Raw genomic sequence first — 18,950 nt, forward strand, 5'->3', positions numbered from 1 at the left:
GTGCTCAGGTACGACGACGCGAGCGCCGGAAAGAGAGATCGTAGAGGTATGGAAACCGACCGTTCGCCGCACCACGGGATGCGCCGCCGCACAGTGAGGAGCGGCCGATGAGTGCACTCACGCTGGCTGTGCTGCTCTCCCTCGTCTCCGCGGTGGCGTACGCGGGCGGCGCGATCCTCCAGGAACGCGTCGCGGTGTCCACGCCCGAGCACGCTTACGCGCCGCTGCGCCGCCCGGTGTGGTGGTGCGCGGTCGCGCTCAACGGTCTGGGAGCCCTCCTGCACGTGGCCGCCCTGGCGTACGGGCCGCTCAGCCTCGTGCAGCCCCTCGGCGCGCTGACGATCGTGTTCGCGCTGCCGATGGCGGCGCTCTTCGTGCACCGCAAGGCCGGGGCCACCGCCTGGCGTGGCGCGATCATGGCCGCTGTGGGTCTCGCCGGTCTGCTCTCCCTCACGGGGTCGGCGTCCGAGCAGTCCCTCGAAGGCACGGAGCGGCTGATGGTCGCCCTCGCGACGGCCGGCACGGTCCTCGCCCTGATGACCCTCGCGCATGCCGTGCACCGTCACCCCGTGGTGCGCAGCGTCCTGCTCGCGGGCGCGGCGGGTGTCGCGTTCGGCATCGCGTCCGTGTTCACGAAGTCCGTGGCGGTCGAGTGGACGGAGGACGGGACGTTCGCCCAGTTCTCGAGCTTCCTGGTGATAGCGGCGCTCGCCACGTCCGGCATGCTCCTGTCCCAGGCCTCCTACCGCGGCGCGGGCCTCGCGGCTCCGCTCGCCACAGTGACCGTCGTGAACCCGGTGGTCGCGGCGGCAGTCGGTCTCACGCTCTTCGGCGAAACGTTCCGGTACGGCACGACGGGCACCGCCCTCGCCCTCGCGTGCGGTGTCGTCGCCGCGGGCGGCCTGATCCTGCTGACGACGGAGCGGATCAGCGGGGCACGCAGGACGGCCACCGAGCCGGTCGTCGCGACGATGCCCGCCCAGGCCGTGACCAGGTCACCGCGCGCGATCACCGACGGCGAGCCGCTGACGCGGCGCGTCGAGGCGCCCGCGCGGGACGCCGATTCACGTGGCCGCACCAAGGGCAAGGGCGGCCCCTACGACGAGTGGTACAGCCCCCGCGACGAGCGCATCAAATCCTGACGCCGTGCGCCCGCAGATACGCCAGCGGGTCGACGTCCGAACCGAAGCCGGGCCCCGTCCGCACCTCGAAGTGCAGATGCGGGCCCGTGCTGTTGCCCGTGGAACCGGAGCGCGCGATGCGCTGACCGGCCACGACCCGCTGCCCCGCCTTCACGCTGAGCGCCGAGAGATGGCCGTACTGGCTGTACTTGCCGTCGGCGTGCCGGATCACGACCTCGTACCCGTACGAGCCGCCCCAGCCCGCGGAGACGACATGGCCGGAGGCGATGGCCTTGACGGTCGTGCCGGTGGACACGGCGAAGTCGACGCCCGTGTGGTAGCCCTTCGACCAGGAAGAACCCGCCGCGCGGTACGGGGTGCTGAGACTCGCGGAGACGGGAGCGATGACGTCGTGTGACGGGGCGGGCTTCTCGGTCCGGGGCCGGGTGGCGGTGGCTGCGCCGGTCTTCTTGGCGGGGGCCGCCGTCTCCCGCTTCTGGTCGCTCTTGTCGTGCTTCTGGGCCGGCTTCTGGGCCGGCCGTTCGCGCTTCTGCTGGGGGGCCGGGTCGCGCGGCTTCGCCGACGGGTGCAGGGCGAGGCGCTGCCCGGGCAGGATGAAGTCGGGGTCCGAGCCGATGGTGCGGCGGTTCGCCTCGTACAACTTCCGCCAGCCGCCCGGCACTTCGCGGGCGTCGGCGATGCCGGAGAGGGTGTCGCCGCCGACCACCGTGTACATCTGGGCCGTGCCCGCCGTCGACTGGGGCGTGACCTCGGGCTTGACGTCCTTGACCGTCCGCTGGGGTTTCTGCCGGACGGTTTCGGTGTGCGGTCCTGGCGTGTCGCCGCCGCGGGTGAGGCCCGCGCGGGCCGAGCAGGCCGGCCAGGCGCCGGGCCCCTGCCCGTCGAGGACCTTCTCGGCGACGGCGATCTGCTGGCCCCTGGTGGCGCGGTCGGCGCGCGCGGCGTAGGCGGTGCCGCCGTAGGCCTCCCAGGTGGACTGCGTGAACTGGAGCCCGCCGAAGTAGCCGTTGCCGGAGTTGATGCTCCAGTTGCCGCTCGACTCGCAGGCCGCGACCTTGTTCCAGGTGTTCGCGTCGGCCGCGTGCGCCACGCCCGCGCCGATGAGAGGGATCGCCATACCCGCGCTGCCCGCGGTGACGGTGAGCGACGCCCGGTTGATCCGGTTCGGCTGATACCGGCGATGCCGACCGCGTACGGCCATGGAAGCCCCCTCAGACACACGTCAGAAGCGGCAAGTTAGCCGCTCCGGCACACTCATGACAAGACCCGCACAGGGGTGACACGAGCAGTCAAGAGGGGCCAAGAGGGCTTTCCCCAGGCGTAGTTCGCGTATCAGCCCCGCAACCGCACGGGCAACCAGTCGAGTTGCGCGGCCTGATGGAAGGGTCCGCCGCCCTCGTGGTCGTTGAAGGTGTACACCTTGATCGTCTTGTCCTGCCCGGCATAGGAGTTGAACGCCGCGAAGACCGTGGAGGGCGGGCAGGTCTCGTCCTCGAGCGCCACCGAGAAGAGGGCGGGCGCGGTGCCGCGGGCCGCGAAGTGCACGCCGTCGAAGTACGACAGCGTGCGGAAGACCTGCTCGTCGGCGCCGATGTGCGCCTTCAGATACAGGGCTATCTCGCGGTACGGGTGGCGTTCGGTGAGGGTGGCCGCGCGGGGGAACTGGCACAGGAACGGCACGTCGGGCGCGATGGCGACGAGGTCGGGCACCAGGCCGCCGACCGCGATCGTGATGCCGCCGCCCTGGCTGCCCCCGAGCGCGGCGACGCGCGACGTGTCGACGAGGGGGTGCGAACGTGCCGCCTCGACCGCGCGCACGGCGTCGGTGAAGACGCGCCGGTAGAAGTACTCGTGCGGGTCCTCGATGCCGCGCGTCATGAAGCCGGAGTGCGCGGGTCCGCTGCCGACCGGGTCGGGGGTGTCGCCCACCCTGCCGCCGGAGCCCTGGCCTCGCGTGTCCATGACGAAGTGCGCGAAGCCGGCCGCGGCCCACATCAGGTTCGTGTGGGGCAGGCCGCGCCCGCCTCCGTAGCCGATGTACTCGACGACGGCGGGCAGCGGCCCGGTCGTCCCCGCCGGCAGGACGAGCCAGCCCTTGACCGGATGCCCGCCGAACCCGGCGTACGTAACATCGAATACGTCGACCGTGGTCAGCGGCACGTCGACCGGGACGAACGTCGCGTCGAGGTCGTGCTCGCGCGCCTCGGCCAGGGTCTTCTCCCAGAACGCGTCGAAGTCCTCGGGCCGCGTCAACGTGGGCCGGTAGGCCTGAAGTTCCTCGAGCGGCAAATCGAAGTGAGGCACGGGCGGCTCCTTGTTCGTAGAGAGTTCCGTAGAGATCTCCGCAGCGAGTCCTGAGGGCTCGACGAGAGCGTCGCAGCGTCACGGTACGCCTCACCGCGCTACAAATGAACAAGAACGATCACCTCCCTACTTCAGGAGCGACAGGCATGAGCAACTCAGCCCAGATCGGTGTCACGGGGCTCGCTGTCATGGGACGCAACCTCGCGCGGAACTTCGCCAGGAACGGCTACACGGTCGCCCTGCACAACCGCACCGCGTCCCGCACGCACGACCTCGTGGCGGAGTTCGGCGGCGAGGGCGAGTTCGTCCCCACCGAGACCGCGGAGGAGTTCGTGGCCGCGCTGGAGAGGCCGCGCCGCCTGGTGATCATGGTCAAGGCCGGTGACCCCACGGACGCGGTGATCCAGGAGTTCGCGCCCCTCCTGGAGCCCGGCGACATGATCGTCGACGGCGGCAACGCGCACTTCGCGGACACCCGCCGCCGCGAGCGTGAACTGCGCGAGCGCGACATCCACTTCGTCGGCACGGGCGTCTCCGGCGGCGAAGAGGGCGCCCTGAACGGGCCGAGCATCATGCCGGGCGGCAGCCAGGAGTCGTACGCGGCGCTCGGCCCGATGCTGGAGAAGATCTCCGCGAAGGCCAAGGACGGCTCCCCGTGCGTGACGCACGTCGGCCCGGACGGCGCCGGCCACTTCGTGAAGATGGTCCACAACGGCATCGAGTACGCCGACATGCAGCTCATCGGCGAGGCCTACCAGCTCCTGCGCGACGTGGCGGGCTACTCCCCCGCGCAGATCGCCGACATCTTCCGCAAGTGGAACACCGGCCGGCTCGACTCGTATCTGATCGAGATCACGGCCGAGGTCCTGTCGCACGTGGACACGGCGACGGGCAAGCCCTTCGTGGACGTCGTCGTCGACGAAGCGGAGCAGAAGGGCACGGGGCGCTGGACCGTGCAGATCGCGCTCGACCTGGGCGTCCCGGTGTCGGGCATCGCCGAGGCCGTCTTCGCGCGCTCGCTGTCCGGCCACGCGGACCTGCGCGCGGCCTCGAAGGACCTGGCGGGCCCGACACCGACCGCGCTGAGCGAGCCGGAGGCCGCGGCGTTCGCCGACCGGGTCGAGCAGGCCCTGTACGCGTCGAAGATCGTGTCGTACACGCAGGGCTTCCACGAGATCACGGCGGGCAGCGAGGCGTACGGCTGGGACATCGACCTGGGCGCCGTCGCCTCGATCTGGCGCGGCGGCTGCATCATCCGGGCCGCGTTCCTCGACCGGATCACCGCCGCGTACGACGCCCGGCCCGACCTGCCGAGCCTCCTCGCGGACAAGACGTTCGCGCAGGAGATCGGCGCGGCGCAGGACGACTGGCGTGCCGTCCTGGTCGCCGCGACGGTCGAGGGCGTCCCGGCGCCCGGCTTCGCGGCGGCGCTCGCGTACTACGACGCGCTGCGGGCCGACCGCCTCCCGGCCGCGCTCACGCAGGGCCAGCGGGACTTCTTCGGCGCCCACACGTACCGCCGCACGGACCGCGAGGGCGCGTTCCACACGCTGTGGGGCGGCGACCGGTCAGAGGTGTCGGCGTAAGCGTTGCCGCTACATGGGTGAAGGCTCCGGCTCGGGCGGCGCCGGCTCCGGGTCGGGGTTCGGCGGGCCCGGGGACGGCGGCGGCGGCGGGGGCTGCGGCGTGGGTCCCGGGCGGGGCGACGGAGGCGTCGGGATCGGGGAGGGGAACGGCCCCGGATCGGGAACGTCGGGCCCCGGTGTCGGCGGGGTGACGGGGTCGGGCATGGGATGCGTCATCGATTCCTCCAGGAGGGGTCGGAGGCCGGCCGCGCTCCGGCGGGGTGCGGCCGGTCCCTGCCACTGTCTCCCGGCACGCGTGCCCACGCCCGCCGTGTCCACACACCGCCCCCGCCGCTCAGCCCTTGATACGGGTGAGGCGTACGACGGGAATGTCCCGCTCGGTCTTCTTCTGGTAGTCCGCGTACGGGGCGAAGATCTCCACGAGATGGGGCCACACCCTGGCCTTGTCCTCCGGGGAGAGGGTCTCGGCGCGGGCGGCGAACCGCTCGGTCTCGACGCGTAGCCGCACGTCCGGGTTGGCCTCCAGGTTCAGGTACCACTCGGGGTGCTGGTCGGCGCCGCCCTTCGAGGCGACGATCAGGTAGTCGTCGCCGTCGCGGTCGTAGATCAGCACCGTGCGGCGCCACTTACCGGAGTGACGCCCCTGGTAGTCGAGCAGCAGACAGGGCGCGCTCATCGGGCCGGGGATCGTGGCGCCCTCGGTGCCGCCGGACTCCTCGTAGAGGCGGGCCTGCTCGGCGACCCAGCCCGTGGGGCTGATCACGACGTCGGTGCCGGTCTCGTCCTGGGCCATCTGGCTCTCCTCGTTCAGCTCAAGCCGGTCGCATTCGGTTCAACGCGTTCAACTCGGCTCAGCGTAGGCCGTGTTGCCCGCCGCAGCGCGCAGGCCGGGGCGGGGGCTGGAGAGGACGGGGACCGTCGTGGTGGCCCGGTCGGCTGCGGGCGCCATGGAGGCCTGGGCGAGCACGACGACGTCGACATCGGTGAGGGCGTCCACGGCGGCGGCCACGAGGTCCCGGTACCCGTCCCGGTCACCGGCCTCGAAACGCTCCCAGGCCCCTGCCACCAGCACCGTGCGTACGTCGACGGGCCGGCCGGCGCGGGCGGCCTCCTCCTCGACGAGGGCGACAGTCGGGTCGAGGGTGCTCTCCAGGGCGGCGACCACGGCGACGGCCCGCCCGGCTTCGACCGCGGCGGCGGCCATCGGCCGGTCCACGCGCAGGACGGGCACGCCGACGGCGGCGGACTGGGCCTCGGCGACGCCGCCGATGGTCGAGCAGGTGCAGAGCACGGCGCTCGCCCCGTCGGCCACGGCGGTTTCGAGCAGCGCGCGCACGTCGTCCGCGACGGCGTCGGGCCCGGTGGCCCTGGCCCGTTCGAGCAGGCTCTCGTCCACGAGGTGACGCAGGGCGAGACCGGGATGGTCGGTGTCGCGCAGGGCGTCGAAGACGGGGACGTGGACCGGGGAGGTGTGCAGGAGTGCGAGGTTCACGTGGTCACCACTTGGACGGGTCGTCGGCGAGAGCGCGCTGCGCGGCGTCGATCAGCTCGGGCGGGGCGACGGGGGCCTCTCCCGGGTGGCGCGCGGCCCACTGCACGACGAACGGGCACAGAGGCGCGACGGCGATGCTCTCGCGGGCGGCGATGGCGTACAGCTCGCGGGCCAGTGATCCCGCGATGCCCCGGCCCTCGTGCTCGGGCCCCACGACGGTGTGCACCGGCACGAGGGCCCTCTCGGGCGCGTCGAGGACGAAGTACTGGATGTACCCGAGGGTGGGCCCGTCGGGCTCTCCCGCCGCGCGGGCCACGAGGAGGCCCCTGTCGCGTTCGTCGTGGATCTCGATGTCGCTCATGGGGGTCTCCTCGCGTCTGCGGCGGGACGGTCAGCCGCTGGTGGCCGCCACCGCCTGAGGGCTGCGCTCCGTGTCCCCGCCGGGAACCGGCTCGGACGGGTCGGCGCCCAGGGCCACGATCCGGTTCTCCCGGTCCACGTGCACGACCCGGGGCCGCAGCGCGCGCGCCTCGGCGTCGTCGACCTGAGCGTAACTGATGATGATCACGAGGTCCCCGGGATGCACGAGGTGGGCCGCGGCCCCGTTGATCCCGATGACACCGCTCCCCCGCTCCCCCTCGATGACGTACGTCTCCAGGCGGGCGCCGTTGTCGATGTCGACGATGTGGACCAGCTCGCCGGGCAGCAGGTCCGCGGCATCGAGGAGATCGCGGTCGATGGTGACGGATCCGACGTAGTGCAGGTCGGCCTGGGTGACGGTGGCGCGGTGGATCTTGGACTTGAACAGAGTACGCAGCACTTTGGACTCCTGGAAGACGGCTCCCTGCCTGCTTTCTGCAGGTCAAGGGCTTTCGTCACTGTACCTCGGCACGCCGCCTTCGACTCGAAGACCTCATAGAACATCGTGCGCCACGGCGAGCAGGCTTCTCGCCTGCGCGATTTGCGCCATTCAAGCTGTCACAAAGCCGTCGGCCAGGGGCACGTACGGAAAGCCGTCTCGGTCTGAGGCTGATTGGATGCCGACTTCCCTGATGGGTCATCAGGCCAGTCGAGGGGCTCAGAGCAAGTTACTTACCAGCGTCAGCGGCGGTGAACCAAGGGACCAGGGCCGACCCGTGCGCTTCCCCCACCACACGACCGAGCGCTTCCGTGTCACTTGGCCCTCTCCGCCACGCCCAGGGCGCGGTCCCAGGCGTTCATCGGTACATCGTGGATCACGACCATGGACTGCTCGTCGCACTAGGCGGGGACGCCCTGCGGGACGGTGTGTGCTTCCGCCGACCACTGCTGGTTGCGGACCAGGTCCTGGTACTGCGGGCAGCGTGCGAGCAGTTCCGGGTGCGTTCCGGCGTCCAGAGCGCGGCCCGACTCCATGACGAGGACGTGGTCGGCGTGCTGGACGGTGGAGAGCCGGTGGGCGACGACCACCACGGCTCGGTCCTGGGCGAGTCGGGTGACCAGATCGCGCAGCCGCTGCTCGTTGATGCTGTCCAGTTGCGACGTCGGTTCGTCCAGCAGGACCACGTCGGCGTCGGTGAGGAGGGCGCGGGCCAGGGCGAGGCGCTGGCGCTGGCCGCCGGAGAGGTCGGTGGCGCGTCCGAGGACGGTGCCGAGGCCGTTCGGGAGCCGCAGGACCTCGTCGCGCAGGGCCACGGCATCGAGGGCGTCCAGCAGGGCGTCGTCGCCGAGGAGGGTGTCGCTGCCGAGCAGCAGGTTGTCGCGGACGGTGCCTTCGAGCAGGGTGAAGGTCTGGTCGACGTAGGCCACCCGGCGTCGCAGGTCGTCCAGCGGCCAGCCGTCCACGTCGTGGCCCAGGACGCGGATCGTGCCCTGGTCGGGGTGCATGAAGCGCTCGACCAGAGTCAGGACGGTGGACTTACCGGCGCCGGAGTGCCCGACGAGGGCGGTGAGACCGCGTCGGGGGGCGGAGAAGGTCAGGTCTTTCAGGATGGGTTCGCCGTCGTGGGCGAAGGCCACGTCGGCGAACTCGACGCCGGGGGCGCCCTGAACGGGGACCGGGCTGGTGGTGGCCGTGCCGGCGGCCTCCTGCGGCAGGGAGAGCAGGTCGTCGAAGCGTGAGCGTGCGGCGAGGCCGGCCTGGAGTTGGCTGATGCTGGAGGCGACGACAGCAACCGGGGCGACGAGTTGGAGCAGGAAGAGGAGGAAGGCGATGAAGTCCGGCATGGTCAGGTCGCCCGAGGCCATGCGGGCACCGCCGCCGAGGATGATGCTGACCAGGGCGATCTGCTGCCCCAGGCCCATCACCGGGCCGATGAGGGACTGCAGGCGGGCGCTGTGGAGCGTGGAGTCGGTCAGGTCGGAGGCGTCCTGGGCCAGGCCCTGGGTGGTGCGGGCCTCCGCGCGGTAGGCCTTGATCGTGGGCAGGGACGCGAGCGTGGCGGTGAAGCGCTGGGCGAGTTCGCCCAAGGCGGTCTGCTGGGCGTTGATGCTGCGGCGCACCCGGACGATGACCAGGCCGATGACAGCGCCCGCCAGCGCGAAGGACCCCACGGTGATCAGCACGAGGACCCAGTCCAGGATGCTCATGACGATCAGGGTGGCTATCACGGTGATGACGGACAGCGGCAGTTGGATCGCCCCGACGTCGATGACGGAGCGGAGCATCATGGCGTCGGAGGTGACGCGTGCGACGAGGTTGCCGGGGCCCTGCGTACGCACTTCGCGCAGCGGAAGGCGCATGGTGTGCTCCATGACGCGGGAGCGCAGGCGCAGGATCATCTTCTCGCCGACCCGGGCGAGCAGGTAACCCGAGACGGTGGCGGCCAGGGCGCCGGCGAGAGCGACGGCGGTCATCAACGTGACCGGCCGGACGAGCCCGCCGGTGCCGGAAAGGGCTTCGACGAGGTCTCTGACCATCAGAGGCACGACCAGTGTCGCGGCAGCGGATATCAGCGCCAGCAGGGCTGCGACGGTCAATGGGAGGCGGGCGCCGCTGATGAGGTCGGCGCCCAGTCTCAGGCCGGGGGCGGTTTTGTCGCGGGCGACTGACATGCGCTTTTTCCACCTCGTGTGAGAAGAGATCGTGTTCAGCGGTGCGGTGCCCTGGAGTTCGCCGTCCCGGACATATGACGGAGAACCAGAGACAGCGGGAGGGGCGCTTTCACTGCCATGACCGAGATACCGGAAACAGTGGCGGCCGCGAGTAGGGCACCGTCCTTCCAGAACGGTGCTGTATGCGGCCGGAGGCCGTTCTCGTGATGCACGAATTCCTCTGCGGTGTCATGACGAGGACGCGTTTCCGTAGTTCGCGCTCGAGCCTGATTCAGTCCACCACACGCTCGCGCGGCAAAGTAACTCCTATCCTTGGTCCGCCGGGGCCAACTGCCGTACTCCGTCGGCCCTCCAATAGTTTGGCGCAGATGGCGGCGCCGCAAAGTTGGTGCCGAAGAAGGGATTCCTCTGCGCGGCGCAGGGTGCGCCCGGGGCAGCCTGTAGCGTGGCCGGGAGTTCATCCGTCCGGCATTTGTCCGGGCGGCGATCGCGGACGGCCGGCGAGAGAGAAGGAACGGGAATGTTCAGCAAGAAGGAAGTGCACCTGATTGCGCTCAGCGATCTCGGCGACGCGCGGGACGCGGTGCACCAGGCCCTGTCGGACGCTCCCGCGGACGAGGCTCCCGGGCTGCGCCGGGCCGCGCGGATCCTGGACGAGCTGGCGGAGCGGGGCGGGGAGCCGCGGGTGCGGTGGGCCCGGGGGATCCTGGAGCGCGACGGCGTGGACCCCGTCGCCCACGAGGTCGCGGCGATACGGGCCCTGCGCCAGGAACTGCCGGGGCTGAGCCTGGTGGCCGCCACGGAGCTGGCGCGGGAGGCGAAGCTCGCCCAGCAGGCGTGACGTCCGCCTGTCGCGGGTGACGCGTGCTCAGGGTCGGCGTTCACCCGCGCACTTGCGCTGACGAGAGCCCCGCCGGGATCCGTTCCCGGCGGGGCTCTCGCATGCCCGGACACGCCGAGACGGAAATTACTTGCCACACTGGAAAGTAGATGCCAGTCTGGCATCTGTAAGCGCACCCGTCGTACGGAAGCCGGAGCACCCATGAACAACTCAGGAGCAATGCGGCCCAGTGCCGAGTCCGCCGCCTCGGCGCTGCGCACCGCGCGGGCCGCCGAGAACGCGGCACGGCAGTCGGCGCGGTCGGTGCCGGCCTGGTATCCCGCCACCCACGGCCTGCTGCTCGCCGCGGCCATGAGCGGCTTCGGCCTGGCGCGGGCATGGTCCCGGTGGGAGGGCTGGATCCTCGCAGCCGCACTGCTCTGCGCGGTCGCCTTCCTCGTGGTGACCTGGAGGGTGCAGCACGCCTCCGGAGTCGCACCGTGGTTCGCCCGGCGCGAGCGCGGGACCGCGTGGGGCGCGTGGGTCCTGCCCTTGATCCCCTTCGCCGCGGGCCTGGCGGGGGCCCTCCTCTTCGGTACGGCCGGAGCGTTCACCGGATTCGGCATCGTGGCCGGCGCGCTGTCCTGGCTGCAGGCCGCCCGCGGGCGCGCCGGTGCCCGGGAGGCGTCGTGACCGACGCGGGCCCGCCCGGCCTGGACAAGGAGATCCACCACCCCACCCGGCTGACGGTGGCCGCGTTCCTCTCCAGTTGCGCCGAGGCCGAGTTCAGCACGGTGCGGGACTACTGCGGGGTCAGCGATTCCGTACTGAGCAAGACGGTCGCCGCGCTGGAGAAGGCCGGCTACGTGAGCGTCCGCAAGGGCTACTTCGGCAAGCGGCCCCGCACCTGGGTCGCTCTCACCCTGACCGGCCGCCAGGCGCTCACCGCGCACCTGGCCGCCCTGGAGGCGCTGGCCGGAGCCGCCCGCCGGGCCGGAGCCGAGGCGCAGGGCGCCGATGGTGCCGACGGGGAACGGACATAGAAATGCCGCTGGGCGCCTGAAGGGACACAGGCGCCCAGCGGTGGTGCACTGCCTGCGAGCAGGCAGGTGGTTCAGCAGCCCCAGTGCGCCGTGGCGGAGACACCGGCACCGGAGATGGCGCTGACAGCCGCGCCACAGCCGCCGCTGGAACCACCGATGAAGCTGAGGACGCTCGGGGTGGTGGCGGGGGCGTCGGCCGAGGCGCTGGCGCCGAACTCCTCGGCGTCGGTGTAGGCGGTGTAGCCGGCGAGGAGCTGGTCTGCGGTGTTCATGAAATTCCTTCACTGAATCCAACGAGATGGGCCGGATCTTTCCTGCCCGAGATCCATTCGACCATATTCCCGGTGGCGCGACCACGGAAATCTTATGCTTATTTGGCAATGACGGCTCCGTGACCTGCGCTTTCCGAAGCGGAACCCAATCTCGTTGCGCACATATCGCGGCGGGAAAGTTGGGTCCGCGCCTCCCCGGCGGCAGATCACCCGGTTTCGCACAACGCAGAAGTGGGCGTCCGCCTGTTACGGCGGACACCCACTTGGTCAATCGGTGATGCTGGGTCAGCAGCCCCACGCCTTGGTGCTGGCGATGCTGCCCGCGGAGGCACCGAGGGAGAAGTAGACGCACTCGGGCGAGGAAACGGTGACGGTGGGCGTCGTCGCCGGGGCCTCGGCCTCCGCGCTGGCGCCGAACTCCTGGGCGTTGGTGTAGGCGGTGTAGCCGGTCAGGAGCTGGTCTGCGGTGTTCATGACGTTCCTTCGATGAGTGAGGTGTGGAGCGGGGGCTTTACCGCTCTGAACCCATTCGACCGCACATTCCGTCGTCCGCGCTACGAGAAAATTATCGGAGACTTTGCCAGGATCCACGCGACCTGCGAAATTCCCGCCCGACCCACAGGAATTGGCTCACACTTCCACCTTTTCAAAATTGGGGACGGCCCATCCAGGGAAACCCCACCGGGAACGCGAAAACCCCCACCGCGGAGTGGGGGTTTTCGGACCGGGGTGTGCGGACGGCGGTCATCCGGGCTCCGGACGGCGCCGCGGGTAGGTCCTGAGGGCCTGCCACACGTTCAGTTCGAGGCAGACCTCGCCCAGTGCGCTCTTCAGCTCGGCCGCCTCGGCCTCGAGAAGGCTTTCGCGCGGCGGCGGCCGGTGGGCCGCGCTCCCCTGGAGTTCGCGCAGCCCGCCTTCGACGAACGCATCACGCCAGTCCAGCAGGGACCGTTCGGAGAGGTGGGCGTGCCGCCCGGCGGCTTCCGCGACGGTCTCGCGGCCGGACAGCACGCTCAGGACGATGCCGGCCTTGTCCTCGGCCGTCAGCGCGGGCGGGACGGGGTGCGGGGTGTGGTTCATCGGCTCACCGACCCGTGGTCATGCCAGGCCGATTCCCGGCAGTACGGGAGAGTCGAGATTCCGGGCGGGCATGAGCGGGTCCACGCCGGCGTTGAGGTACGCCTCGGCGATGAGGGCCTCACGGGAACCGCCGTCGGCTCGCACGGCATGTCGCACCAGTGCCTCGGCCAGTACCTGGCAGCGATGTTCCCCGAAGCTGAGTCTGCCCTTGCCCGAACGCGGGTCGTCCGGCTCCCAGGCTGCGCCCACTCCGTCGGCGATCCGGTGGACGAACGGCGAGGTGGCGTCGCCCAGTCCGGGCAGGCCCCGGACGGACGCGGTGATGTCGGCGGCCGCGTGCCAGGCGTCAGAGCCGAGGTACACCACCAGCGCGTCACGGCGCGGGAAGTGCTTCAGCGACGAGGTGACCTTGGCCCGGTAACGCAGCCGCAGCACCTCCAGTCGGGACAGCACCGTGCCCCAGGCCTCGGGTGCCGCCTCGGCGTGGGTCAGGTGGAAGTACAGGCGCAGCATCGGGGAGCCGCCGACGCGTCCGCGGGAGCCGTCGGTCAGGAAGAACCCGGTCGACAGAGAGGGGCGCGGTGCAGGGATGCGCAGGGTGACCTGCGCGGAAGCGGCGTCCGGCCGGTGGTCGGTGATGCTGTCGCGTGAGACCTGGACGCGCAGGCCGTCGAGTTGGACGATCACGGTGTCCGGCCGGGAGCCGTCGCCGAGCACGGTGGCCGGGACGAGGCTGGTGCGGTGCGGCATCGCGGCGAAGAGCTGCTGGTCGAACGCGTCGTCGCGCAGGCTGCGCTGCCGGGCGGTGTCGTCCTGGTCCTCCATCCCGGCGTGCAGGTCCTGGTAGAAGAGGTCACCGAGCTGCTTGGCGAGGGCGCCGGGGGTCTCGGCGTCCAGTTCCTTCTCGCCGACGGCGGCGGTCAGGCCGCCTGCGGCGACCTCGGTCCTGGCCAGTGCTGTCGAGATCACAGGGGCGATGAGGCCCAGGGCGGTCATCATGAGGTGCCTTCCAGACCGAGTACGGAGGTGAAGTTCTGCGGGGCCAGCAGGACGGTCCGTCCGATGCCGGCGGCCGCGCGGTCGCCGGCCGACAGCCGGGTGCCGAACTTGGCGCCGGCGAGCATGCGGTCGATCATGTGCCAGCCGGTGAAGGCGGCGACACGGGTGGTGAAGCCGTCGTCCAGGGTGGAGCGCGTCTCGCGGTACCCCGCCCAGAAGGCTTCGATGCGCGGGCGCAGGCGGTCGATCTCGCGCGCGCCGTGGGCAAGGATGTCCTCGTGCGTCGCTTCGCGGCCGAAGGTGTGGCCGGGGTCCTCGCTGATGGACTTCGGGATGCCCTGGATCACCCGGTAGAGCCACTCGCCGGCGAATCCGCCGATGTCGCGGGCGGCGTCGCCGGAGCGCAGTTCCTCCCAGTCGGTCAGGTAGAGGTCGTCGGCGGCCAGGAGGTACTGGTCGAGGCGGATGTCGCCGTGCGTGGGCACCTGGGGCGCGGCGGTTTCGCGGCGGCGCAGCTCGTGCAGGGCGGCGGCCAGCTCGGCGTCCGGCTGGAGCAGGGACCACGATTCGATCTCGGCGAAGGCCGAGTGGATGAAGACGGGCAGCGACAGAGCGTCGAAGTGGTCCATCGACGGGGACGGGTGGGGGTCGTCGTCCAAGGTGCCGGGTTCGAGCGGCAGCGTGTGCAGGATGCCGAGGATGCGGCCGGCCCGGCGGCACAGGGCATCGTCGAAGGCGTCGTCGGTCGAGAGCTCGAAACCCGACTGTGCGTCGTCCAGACGTGTGAAGGCCACCAGACGGTGTTCCTCGTCGGAGCCGAGGAGTTCAGGACCCCGCAGTTCGCTGCCGCTCAGGCGTGACGCGACCATTTCGAAGGCCAGGATGCGGTGGTAGCGCCGCAGGACGTCGGCCGGGTCGCCGCCGCCAACCCGCTTGACGAAGACCTTGGCGCCGGTGGTGGTGGTGCCGGCCCAGTTGTCGTTGCGGCCGATGTGGGCGACGACGGTGTCCGCGTCGAAGGAACCCAGTCCGAGCCGGCCGAGGAACGCCTCCACTTCGGGAGCCTTGTCCAGGTGGACCGGATCGAAGCGGACGCGGGTCGGGAGGGACTTCGATTCTTGATCTGTAGTCACGATCATGGAGCGTAGGAAGCGTCCGCGGGCGCCGACAACAGATGGCTCACTATCGCGTCATTCTTGGGTGGGGGCGGACCGGGACACCGGGGAGACGCACCGTCAGCAGCGGTGCGGGCGGGGCTTTCCGGACCAAAGTAACCGGTTATCTGCGGCCTTCTTGGCATCGCCCCGGTCCCCTAAGGTACCGGCCATGCCCCCTGCGAACCTGCACCGTTTCACGCTGCCCAACGGCCTGCGGGTCGTCCTGTACTCGATATCCGGCGTTCCGGCGGTGGGCGTCAGCGTGCATTACGACGTCGGTTTCCGGTCCGAGCCCCGCGGGCGTTCCGGCTTCGCCCATCTCTTCGAGCATCTGATGTTCCAGGGCAGCGAGAGCGTGGCCAGGACCGAGCACTTCGGTCATGTGCAGGCGGCCGGCGGTACCGCCAATGGATCGACGCACCAGGACTACACGGATTTCTACCAGGTGGTTCCGTCCGCCGCACTGGAGCGCGTTCTCTTCCTGGAAGCCGACCGGATGCGTGCCCCGAAACTCACGGAGGACAACCTGCGGACCCAGGTGAACGTGGTCAAGGAGGAGATCCGCCTCAACGTCATGAACAAACCCTACGGCGGCTTTCCCTGGACCGTGCTGCCCGGACTGCTCTTCAGCACCTATCCCAACGCACACAACGGCTACGGCGATTTCACCGACCTGGAACAGGCCACGGTCGAGGAATGCGCCGCGTTCTTCGACCGCTACTACGCGCCGGGCAACGCGGTGCTGACCGTCGCGGGCGACATCGACCCGGGCCGGGCGGCCGAGCTGGTCCACCGGCACTTCCACGACGTCCCCGTACGGCGCCCGCCGGTTCCGGTCGACCTGAGCGAGCGGGCACCCGAGCGCGAACTGCGGGGCGACCACGCCGACCCGCACGCGCCGATGCCGGCCACCGCGGTCGGCTACCGCATGCCGGATCCGAACAGCGACCTGGACGCCTACCTGGCGCACATGGTGCTGTGCGTGGTGCTCACCGGTGCGGGCGAGTCGTCGAGGCTCCGGCGGCGGATGATCCACGGCCCCTCGCCCCTGGTGACCGATGTGAGCACCGGCTGCGGGCTGTTCGGCGCGCTGGAGGCCCGGAATCCCGAGACGTTCCTGTGCGTGGCGACGCATCCGCGGGAAACCGCGACGGACCAGTTGCTGGAGGTGCTGGACCAGGAGCTCGCGGCGCTGGCGACGCACGGCCCCACCGAGGAGGAGCTGGCGCGGGCCACGGCCCTCAGCAGCGTGGGAACGCACCGCAAGTACGACATGCTGCTGGCTCGTACCCGCGCCCTGGGGGCGCAGGAGGTGCTCTTCGGCAAGGCCGAGCTCGTCGGTGAACTGCCCGGCCGGCTCGCCCGCGTGAGCGCGCGGGACCTGGCGCAGGCCGCCGCGTCCCTGCGGCCGGACGCGCGCGCCGTGCTGAGTCTGCACCCCGCCGCGTCACCGTCCCTCCACCCCATCCCGTCAGGAAGCTGACTCGTGACCGCCACCTCGTTGGTCCCCTCCCCCGCCGGGGAGCCCGCCCGTGCCCATCGCAGCGCCGCGGAGATCGGCCGCACCGCGGCCGGAGCGCGCGCGCTGCCGCCGCTGGAGGCCCGCCGCGGCCTCCGCCTGCCACCGATGGCCGACACCGTGCTGCCCAACGGCCTGCGGGTGATCGCGGCCCGGCAGCCCTCCACCCCGATGGTCGAACTGCGGATGTCGGTGCCCTTCGCCGGCGCCACCTTCGCGCACGCGGCCACGGCCGAAGTCCTGGCCACCGTCCTGTTCCGACGCGGGCGCGGCAAGGGGGCGGGCCGGAACGCCGAAATGGCCCGGCACGGCGTCACGCTGGCCGCCCACCGCTCCTCGCGGTGGCTGCAGGTGTCGGGGTCCGCGCCCGGCCACGCGCTCGACACACTGGTGGGCGCGCTGGCCGACGCGGTCACCGAGGGGAGCGCGGACGAGGCGGAGATCGAGCCGGTACGCGAGCGGATGGTGCGGCAGATCGCGTTGATCCGCGCGCAACCGCAGGTGGTCGCGCAGGAGGCCCTGGTGGCGCACTGCTACGGCGAACTGCCCGCGCTGCAGGAGGTGCCCTTTCCCGCACCGGTCGCCGCGGTCACCGGCGCGGCGGTGTCGGCCCTGCACCACGAGCGGCTGCGCCCGCGGGACACGGTGCTGGTGATGGTGGGGGATCTCGATCCGGAGGGGGCGGTGGAGTCCGTGGCCGCGGCCACCAGCTCCTGGGGCGCGGGCAGGCCGTTGCCGGCGCCCTTGCCGCTGCCACCGCTGCGCGCCGGGCGCGTCGCTTTGGTGCCACGGGCCGACGCGGTGCAGTCGCAGATCAAGCTCGTGCGACCGGCGGTCGCACGCACCGATGACCGCTTTGCGGCCTTGAGTCTGGCCACGTTGGTGTTCGGGGGGTATTTCTCCTCCCGGCTGGTGACCAACATCCGGGAGGACAAGGGGCTGGCTTACCGTGCGGAGGCGGGGTTCGAGGACCACTTGGACCGCCTCATGCTCACCGCCGACGCCGACACCGCCACGCAGGCGACGGCGACGGCCTACCAGGAGATCCGGGCCGAGCTGGGGCGCCTGGCGACCGTGACGCCGTCGGCGGCGGAGGTGGACGCGGCGCGCGAGTACACCGTCGGCATGACGATGCTCACCCTGGCGTCCCAGGCCGGTTTCGCCGGCAGTGTGGCCACCGCGGTGTGCCTGGGGCACGAGCCGGAGCGGGTGACGGCCTTCCCCGACCTGCTGCGGGGCGTCACCCGCGACCAAGTCGCCCAGGTGGCCCGGGAGTTCTTCGATCCCGACGCGTTCAGCGGCGTCATCGTCGGGGACGCGGGCCGTCTGGCTTCCGGGCTGCGCGCGGTCGGCGGAGTCGAGATCGCGGACGCCGAGGTCGCGGATGGTGCGGCGGAGGCGTGACCGGTTGCGGCCGGGCGGCCGGCCGGTAAACGCCCAGCTCCGGTGGGCCGGCCGTTTCCAGCCACCCGTCTACGACGGACATCACATGCGCTACGTTCCGATATGTCCGCAATACGCAACCTCAAATACGGCCCAAGTTTGTTGTCCTACACAATGAGCCAGGGATATGATCTTTTTATCGCAAGACATTCACCGGACTGCGGACAATCTTTCACAGCCCGGTCGCGACGCCTCACCACTGCCGCAAATCGGCAGGACAGACGCGAGTTCACAAGAAAGACCTGACCCGTCTTTCCCAGGGGGAAACAAATGGAGCCACCAGAAGTCAGATCGGCATGCGCCCGGACGGACACCGTCCGTCGCAGGCATTCGGATTCCCACACATCTTCGTGAACTGCCACAGCCCTGTTTGAGTCAGGTCTTCAGGCCGCCGGCCTGGACCTTGACGCACAGGCGCTGCAATTCACGCGGGGACAGGCCGACGGAACGGAATGACCGCCGCTCCACCTGAAACCCCGCCAGATCTACCGCGGGACGCGCACCCCATAGCGCCCCGCGCGTTATGAATTGGAGACGAGAGGCGATGTCACGCCCTCCGGTAATGCCAGCTGCGGAAAAACTGAAGATCGTCCTCGAGGTGTTGTCAGGATCCCGGACGATCGCCGAGGCCGCCCGCCGCGCGGGCGTATCCGAGCAGTCCATCGGAAACTGGAAACGACAGTTTCTCGACGGCGGACGCGTCGGCCTCGAAGGAGGAATGTCCCGCAATGCCCAGCGAGAACGTGATCTCCTTTCCGAGATCACGGAACTGAAGACCGCACTCGGAGAAGCCTACGTCCAGCTGCGCGTACGGCGTAAATCGGGTGAGTACCGCACGGTCCCTTTTCAGACCTCGAGGCCATCAGGGAGGACGCCAGGATCAACGTCTCGAGGTACTGCCAGATCCTGGGAATCCCTCGGCGCACCTACACGCGCTGGAAGATGAACCACATCCCCGCCCGGCCGGCCCGCCCCGACACGGGTGAGGCCGGTCCGGCCCGCGGATGAACTGTGCCCCCCGGAGGCGGTCGCCACCGGGGGGCACATCGTCGTACGGACG

At 70.6% G+C, this 18,950-nt stretch carries 20 protein-coding genes; 8 read left to right on the forward strand and 12 right to left on the reverse strand.

The features are described from left to right. Positions 1 to 107: 107 nt before the first annotated feature. Positions 108 to 1,142 carry a DMT family transporter gene (locus OG698_RS07050; protein ID WP_406102100.1) on the forward strand — a complete coding sequence of 345 codons (1,035 nt, stop codon included), beginning with the start codon at positions 108 to 110 and terminating at the stop codon, positions 1,140 to 1,142. On the opposite strand, the gene OG698_RS07055 is transcribed toward OG698_RS07050, so the two are convergent. Together OG698_RS07055 and OG698_RS07060 are read right to left on the reverse strand one after the other, a co-directional pair. After that, entirely contained in the window at positions 1,132 to 2,343 is a 1,212-nt protein-coding gene (locus OG698_RS07055) for a transglycosylase family protein (protein ID WP_406102101.1), read from the reverse strand. The two genes, OG698_RS07050 and OG698_RS07055, sit on opposite strands and share 11 nt — an antisense overlap. A 131-nt stretch (positions 2,344 to 2,474) precedes the next feature. Continuing rightward, positions 2,475 to 3,446: an acetylxylan esterase gene (locus OG698_RS07060; RefSeq protein WP_406102102.1), complete on the reverse strand. Its 972-nt coding sequence runs from the start codon at positions 3,444 to 3,446 to the stop codon at positions 2,475 to 2,477. 146 nt (positions 3,447 to 3,592) lie between these two features. On the opposite strand from OG698_RS07060, the gene gndA reads away from it, so the two are divergent. Then, a complete protein-coding gene (gene gndA / locus OG698_RS07065) occupies positions 3,593 to 5,032 on the forward strand; it encodes an NADP-dependent phosphogluconate dehydrogenase (protein WP_406102103.1) in 1,440 nt (479 codons plus the stop codon). A gap of 334 nt (positions 5,033 to 5,366) precedes the next feature. Here the strand turns inward: gndA and OG698_RS07070 are convergent, their stop codons facing one another. The 5 genes from OG698_RS07070 to OG698_RS07090 all read right to left on the reverse strand — a co-directional run bounded on the left by OG698_RS07070 (position 5,367) and on the right by OG698_RS07090 (position 9,557). Further along, the gene (locus OG698_RS07070) at positions 5,367 to 5,825 is read right to left on the reverse strand and encodes a nitroreductase family deazaflavin-dependent oxidoreductase (RefSeq protein ID WP_406102104.1); all 459 of its coding nucleotides are present in this window, start codon (positions 5,823 to 5,825) and stop codon (positions 5,367 to 5,369) included. 48 nt (positions 5,826 to 5,873) lie between these two features. After that, complete coding sequence (locus OG698_RS07075; protein ID WP_406102106.1) at positions 5,874 to 6,524, reverse strand: aspartate/glutamate racemase family protein; 651 nt, start codon at positions 6,522 to 6,524, stop codon at positions 5,874 to 5,876. Between the two features lie 4 nt (positions 6,525 to 6,528). Beyond that, positions 6,529 to 6,885, reverse strand: a complete 357-nt coding sequence (locus tag OG698_RS07080) for a GNAT family N-acetyltransferase (protein WP_406102108.1) — start codon at positions 6,883 to 6,885, stop codon at positions 6,529 to 6,531. Between the two features lie 30 nt (positions 6,886 to 6,915). Then, positions 6,916 to 7,344 (reverse strand): aspartate 1-decarboxylase, encoded by a 429-nt coding sequence (gene panD / locus OG698_RS07085; RefSeq protein ID WP_406102110.1) that lies wholly within the window; start codon positions 7,342 to 7,344, stop codon positions 6,916 to 6,918. Positions 7,345 to 7,784: 440 nt separating this feature from the next. Then, positions 7,785 to 9,557 carry an ABC transporter ATP-binding protein gene (locus OG698_RS07090; RefSeq protein WP_406102111.1) on the reverse strand — a complete coding sequence of 591 codons (1,773 nt, stop codon included), beginning with the start codon at positions 9,555 to 9,557 and terminating at the stop codon, positions 7,785 to 7,787. Positions 9,558 to 10,077: 520 nt separating this feature from the next. On the opposite strand from OG698_RS07090, the gene OG698_RS07095 reads away from it, so the two are divergent. The 3 genes from OG698_RS07095 (at position 10,078) to OG698_RS07105 (ending at position 11,420) form a co-directional block, all read left to right on the forward strand. Continuing rightward, positions 10,078 to 10,398, forward strand: a complete 321-nt coding sequence (locus OG698_RS07095) for a hypothetical protein (RefSeq protein ID WP_399979192.1) — start codon at positions 10,078 to 10,080, stop codon at positions 10,396 to 10,398. A gap of 201 nt (positions 10,399 to 10,599) precedes the next feature. Next, complete coding sequence (locus OG698_RS07100; protein ID WP_406102112.1) at positions 10,600 to 11,070, forward strand: hypothetical protein; 471 nt, start codon at positions 10,600 to 10,602, stop codon at positions 11,068 to 11,070. Further along, positions 11,067 to 11,420: a transcriptional regulator gene (locus tag OG698_RS07105; protein WP_406102113.1), complete on the forward strand. Its 354-nt coding sequence runs from the start codon at positions 11,067 to 11,069 to the stop codon at positions 11,418 to 11,420. Before OG698_RS07100 ends, OG698_RS07105 begins: the two co-directional genes overlap by 4 nt. A gap of 71 nt (positions 11,421 to 11,491) precedes the next feature. Here the strand turns inward: OG698_RS07105 and OG698_RS07110 are convergent, their stop codons facing one another. The 5 genes from OG698_RS07110 to lxmK all read right to left on the reverse strand — a co-directional run bounded on the left by OG698_RS07110 (position 11,492) and on the right by lxmK (position 14,904). Beyond that, positions 11,492 to 11,692 carry an LxmA leader domain family RiPP gene (locus OG698_RS07110; RefSeq protein ID WP_406102114.1) on the reverse strand — a complete coding sequence of 67 codons (201 nt, stop codon included), beginning with the start codon at positions 11,690 to 11,692 and terminating at the stop codon, positions 11,492 to 11,494. A 285-nt stretch (positions 11,693 to 11,977) separates the two neighbouring features. Further along, positions 11,978 to 12,166 carry an LxmA leader domain family RiPP gene (locus OG698_RS07115; RefSeq protein ID WP_406102115.1) on the reverse strand — a complete coding sequence of 63 codons (189 nt, stop codon included), beginning with the start codon at positions 12,164 to 12,166 and terminating at the stop codon, positions 11,978 to 11,980. Positions 12,167 to 12,436: 270 nt separating this feature from the next. Then, positions 12,437 to 12,772, reverse strand: coding sequence for a transposase (locus OG698_RS07120; protein WP_406102116.1), 336 nt, complete (start codon positions 12,770 to 12,772; stop codon positions 12,437 to 12,439). Positions 12,773 to 12,790: 18 nt separating this feature from the next. Next, a complete protein-coding gene (locus tag OG698_RS07125) occupies positions 12,791 to 13,771 on the reverse strand; it encodes a T3SS effector HopA1 family protein (RefSeq protein ID WP_406102117.1) in 981 nt (326 codons plus the stop codon). Then, a complete protein-coding gene (gene lxmK / locus OG698_RS07130; protein ID WP_406102118.1) occupies positions 13,768 to 14,904 on the reverse strand; it encodes a class V lanthionine synthetase subunit LxmK in 1,137 nt (378 codons plus the stop codon). Before lxmK ends, OG698_RS07125 begins: the two co-directional genes overlap by 4 nt. 193 nt (positions 14,905 to 15,097) lie before the next feature. Here lxmK and OG698_RS07135 point away from each other — a divergent pair, with 193 nt between their 5' ends. From OG698_RS07135 to OG698_RS07145, 3 genes are all read left to right on the forward strand, one after another. Next, the gene (locus OG698_RS07135; protein ID WP_406102119.1) at positions 15,098 to 16,411 is read left to right on the forward strand and encodes a M16 family metallopeptidase; all 1,314 of its coding nucleotides are present in this window, start codon (positions 15,098 to 15,100) and stop codon (positions 16,409 to 16,411) included. Between the two features lie 3 nt (positions 16,412 to 16,414). After that, a complete protein-coding gene (locus tag OG698_RS07140) occupies positions 16,415 to 17,851 on the forward strand; it encodes a M16 family metallopeptidase (RefSeq protein ID WP_406102120.1) in 1,437 nt (478 codons plus the stop codon). 601 nt (positions 17,852 to 18,452) lie between these two features. Then, a complete protein-coding gene (locus OG698_RS07145; RefSeq protein WP_406102121.1) occupies positions 18,453 to 18,836 on the forward strand; it encodes a transposase in 384 nt (127 codons plus the stop codon). The last annotated feature ends 114 nt before the right edge of the window (positions 18,837 to 18,950 follow it).

The organism is Streptomyces sp. NBC_01003 (genome assembly GCF_045162695.1).
Taxonomy (GTDB): domain Bacteria; phylum Actinomycetota; class Actinomycetes; order Streptomycetales; family Streptomycetaceae; genus Streptomyces.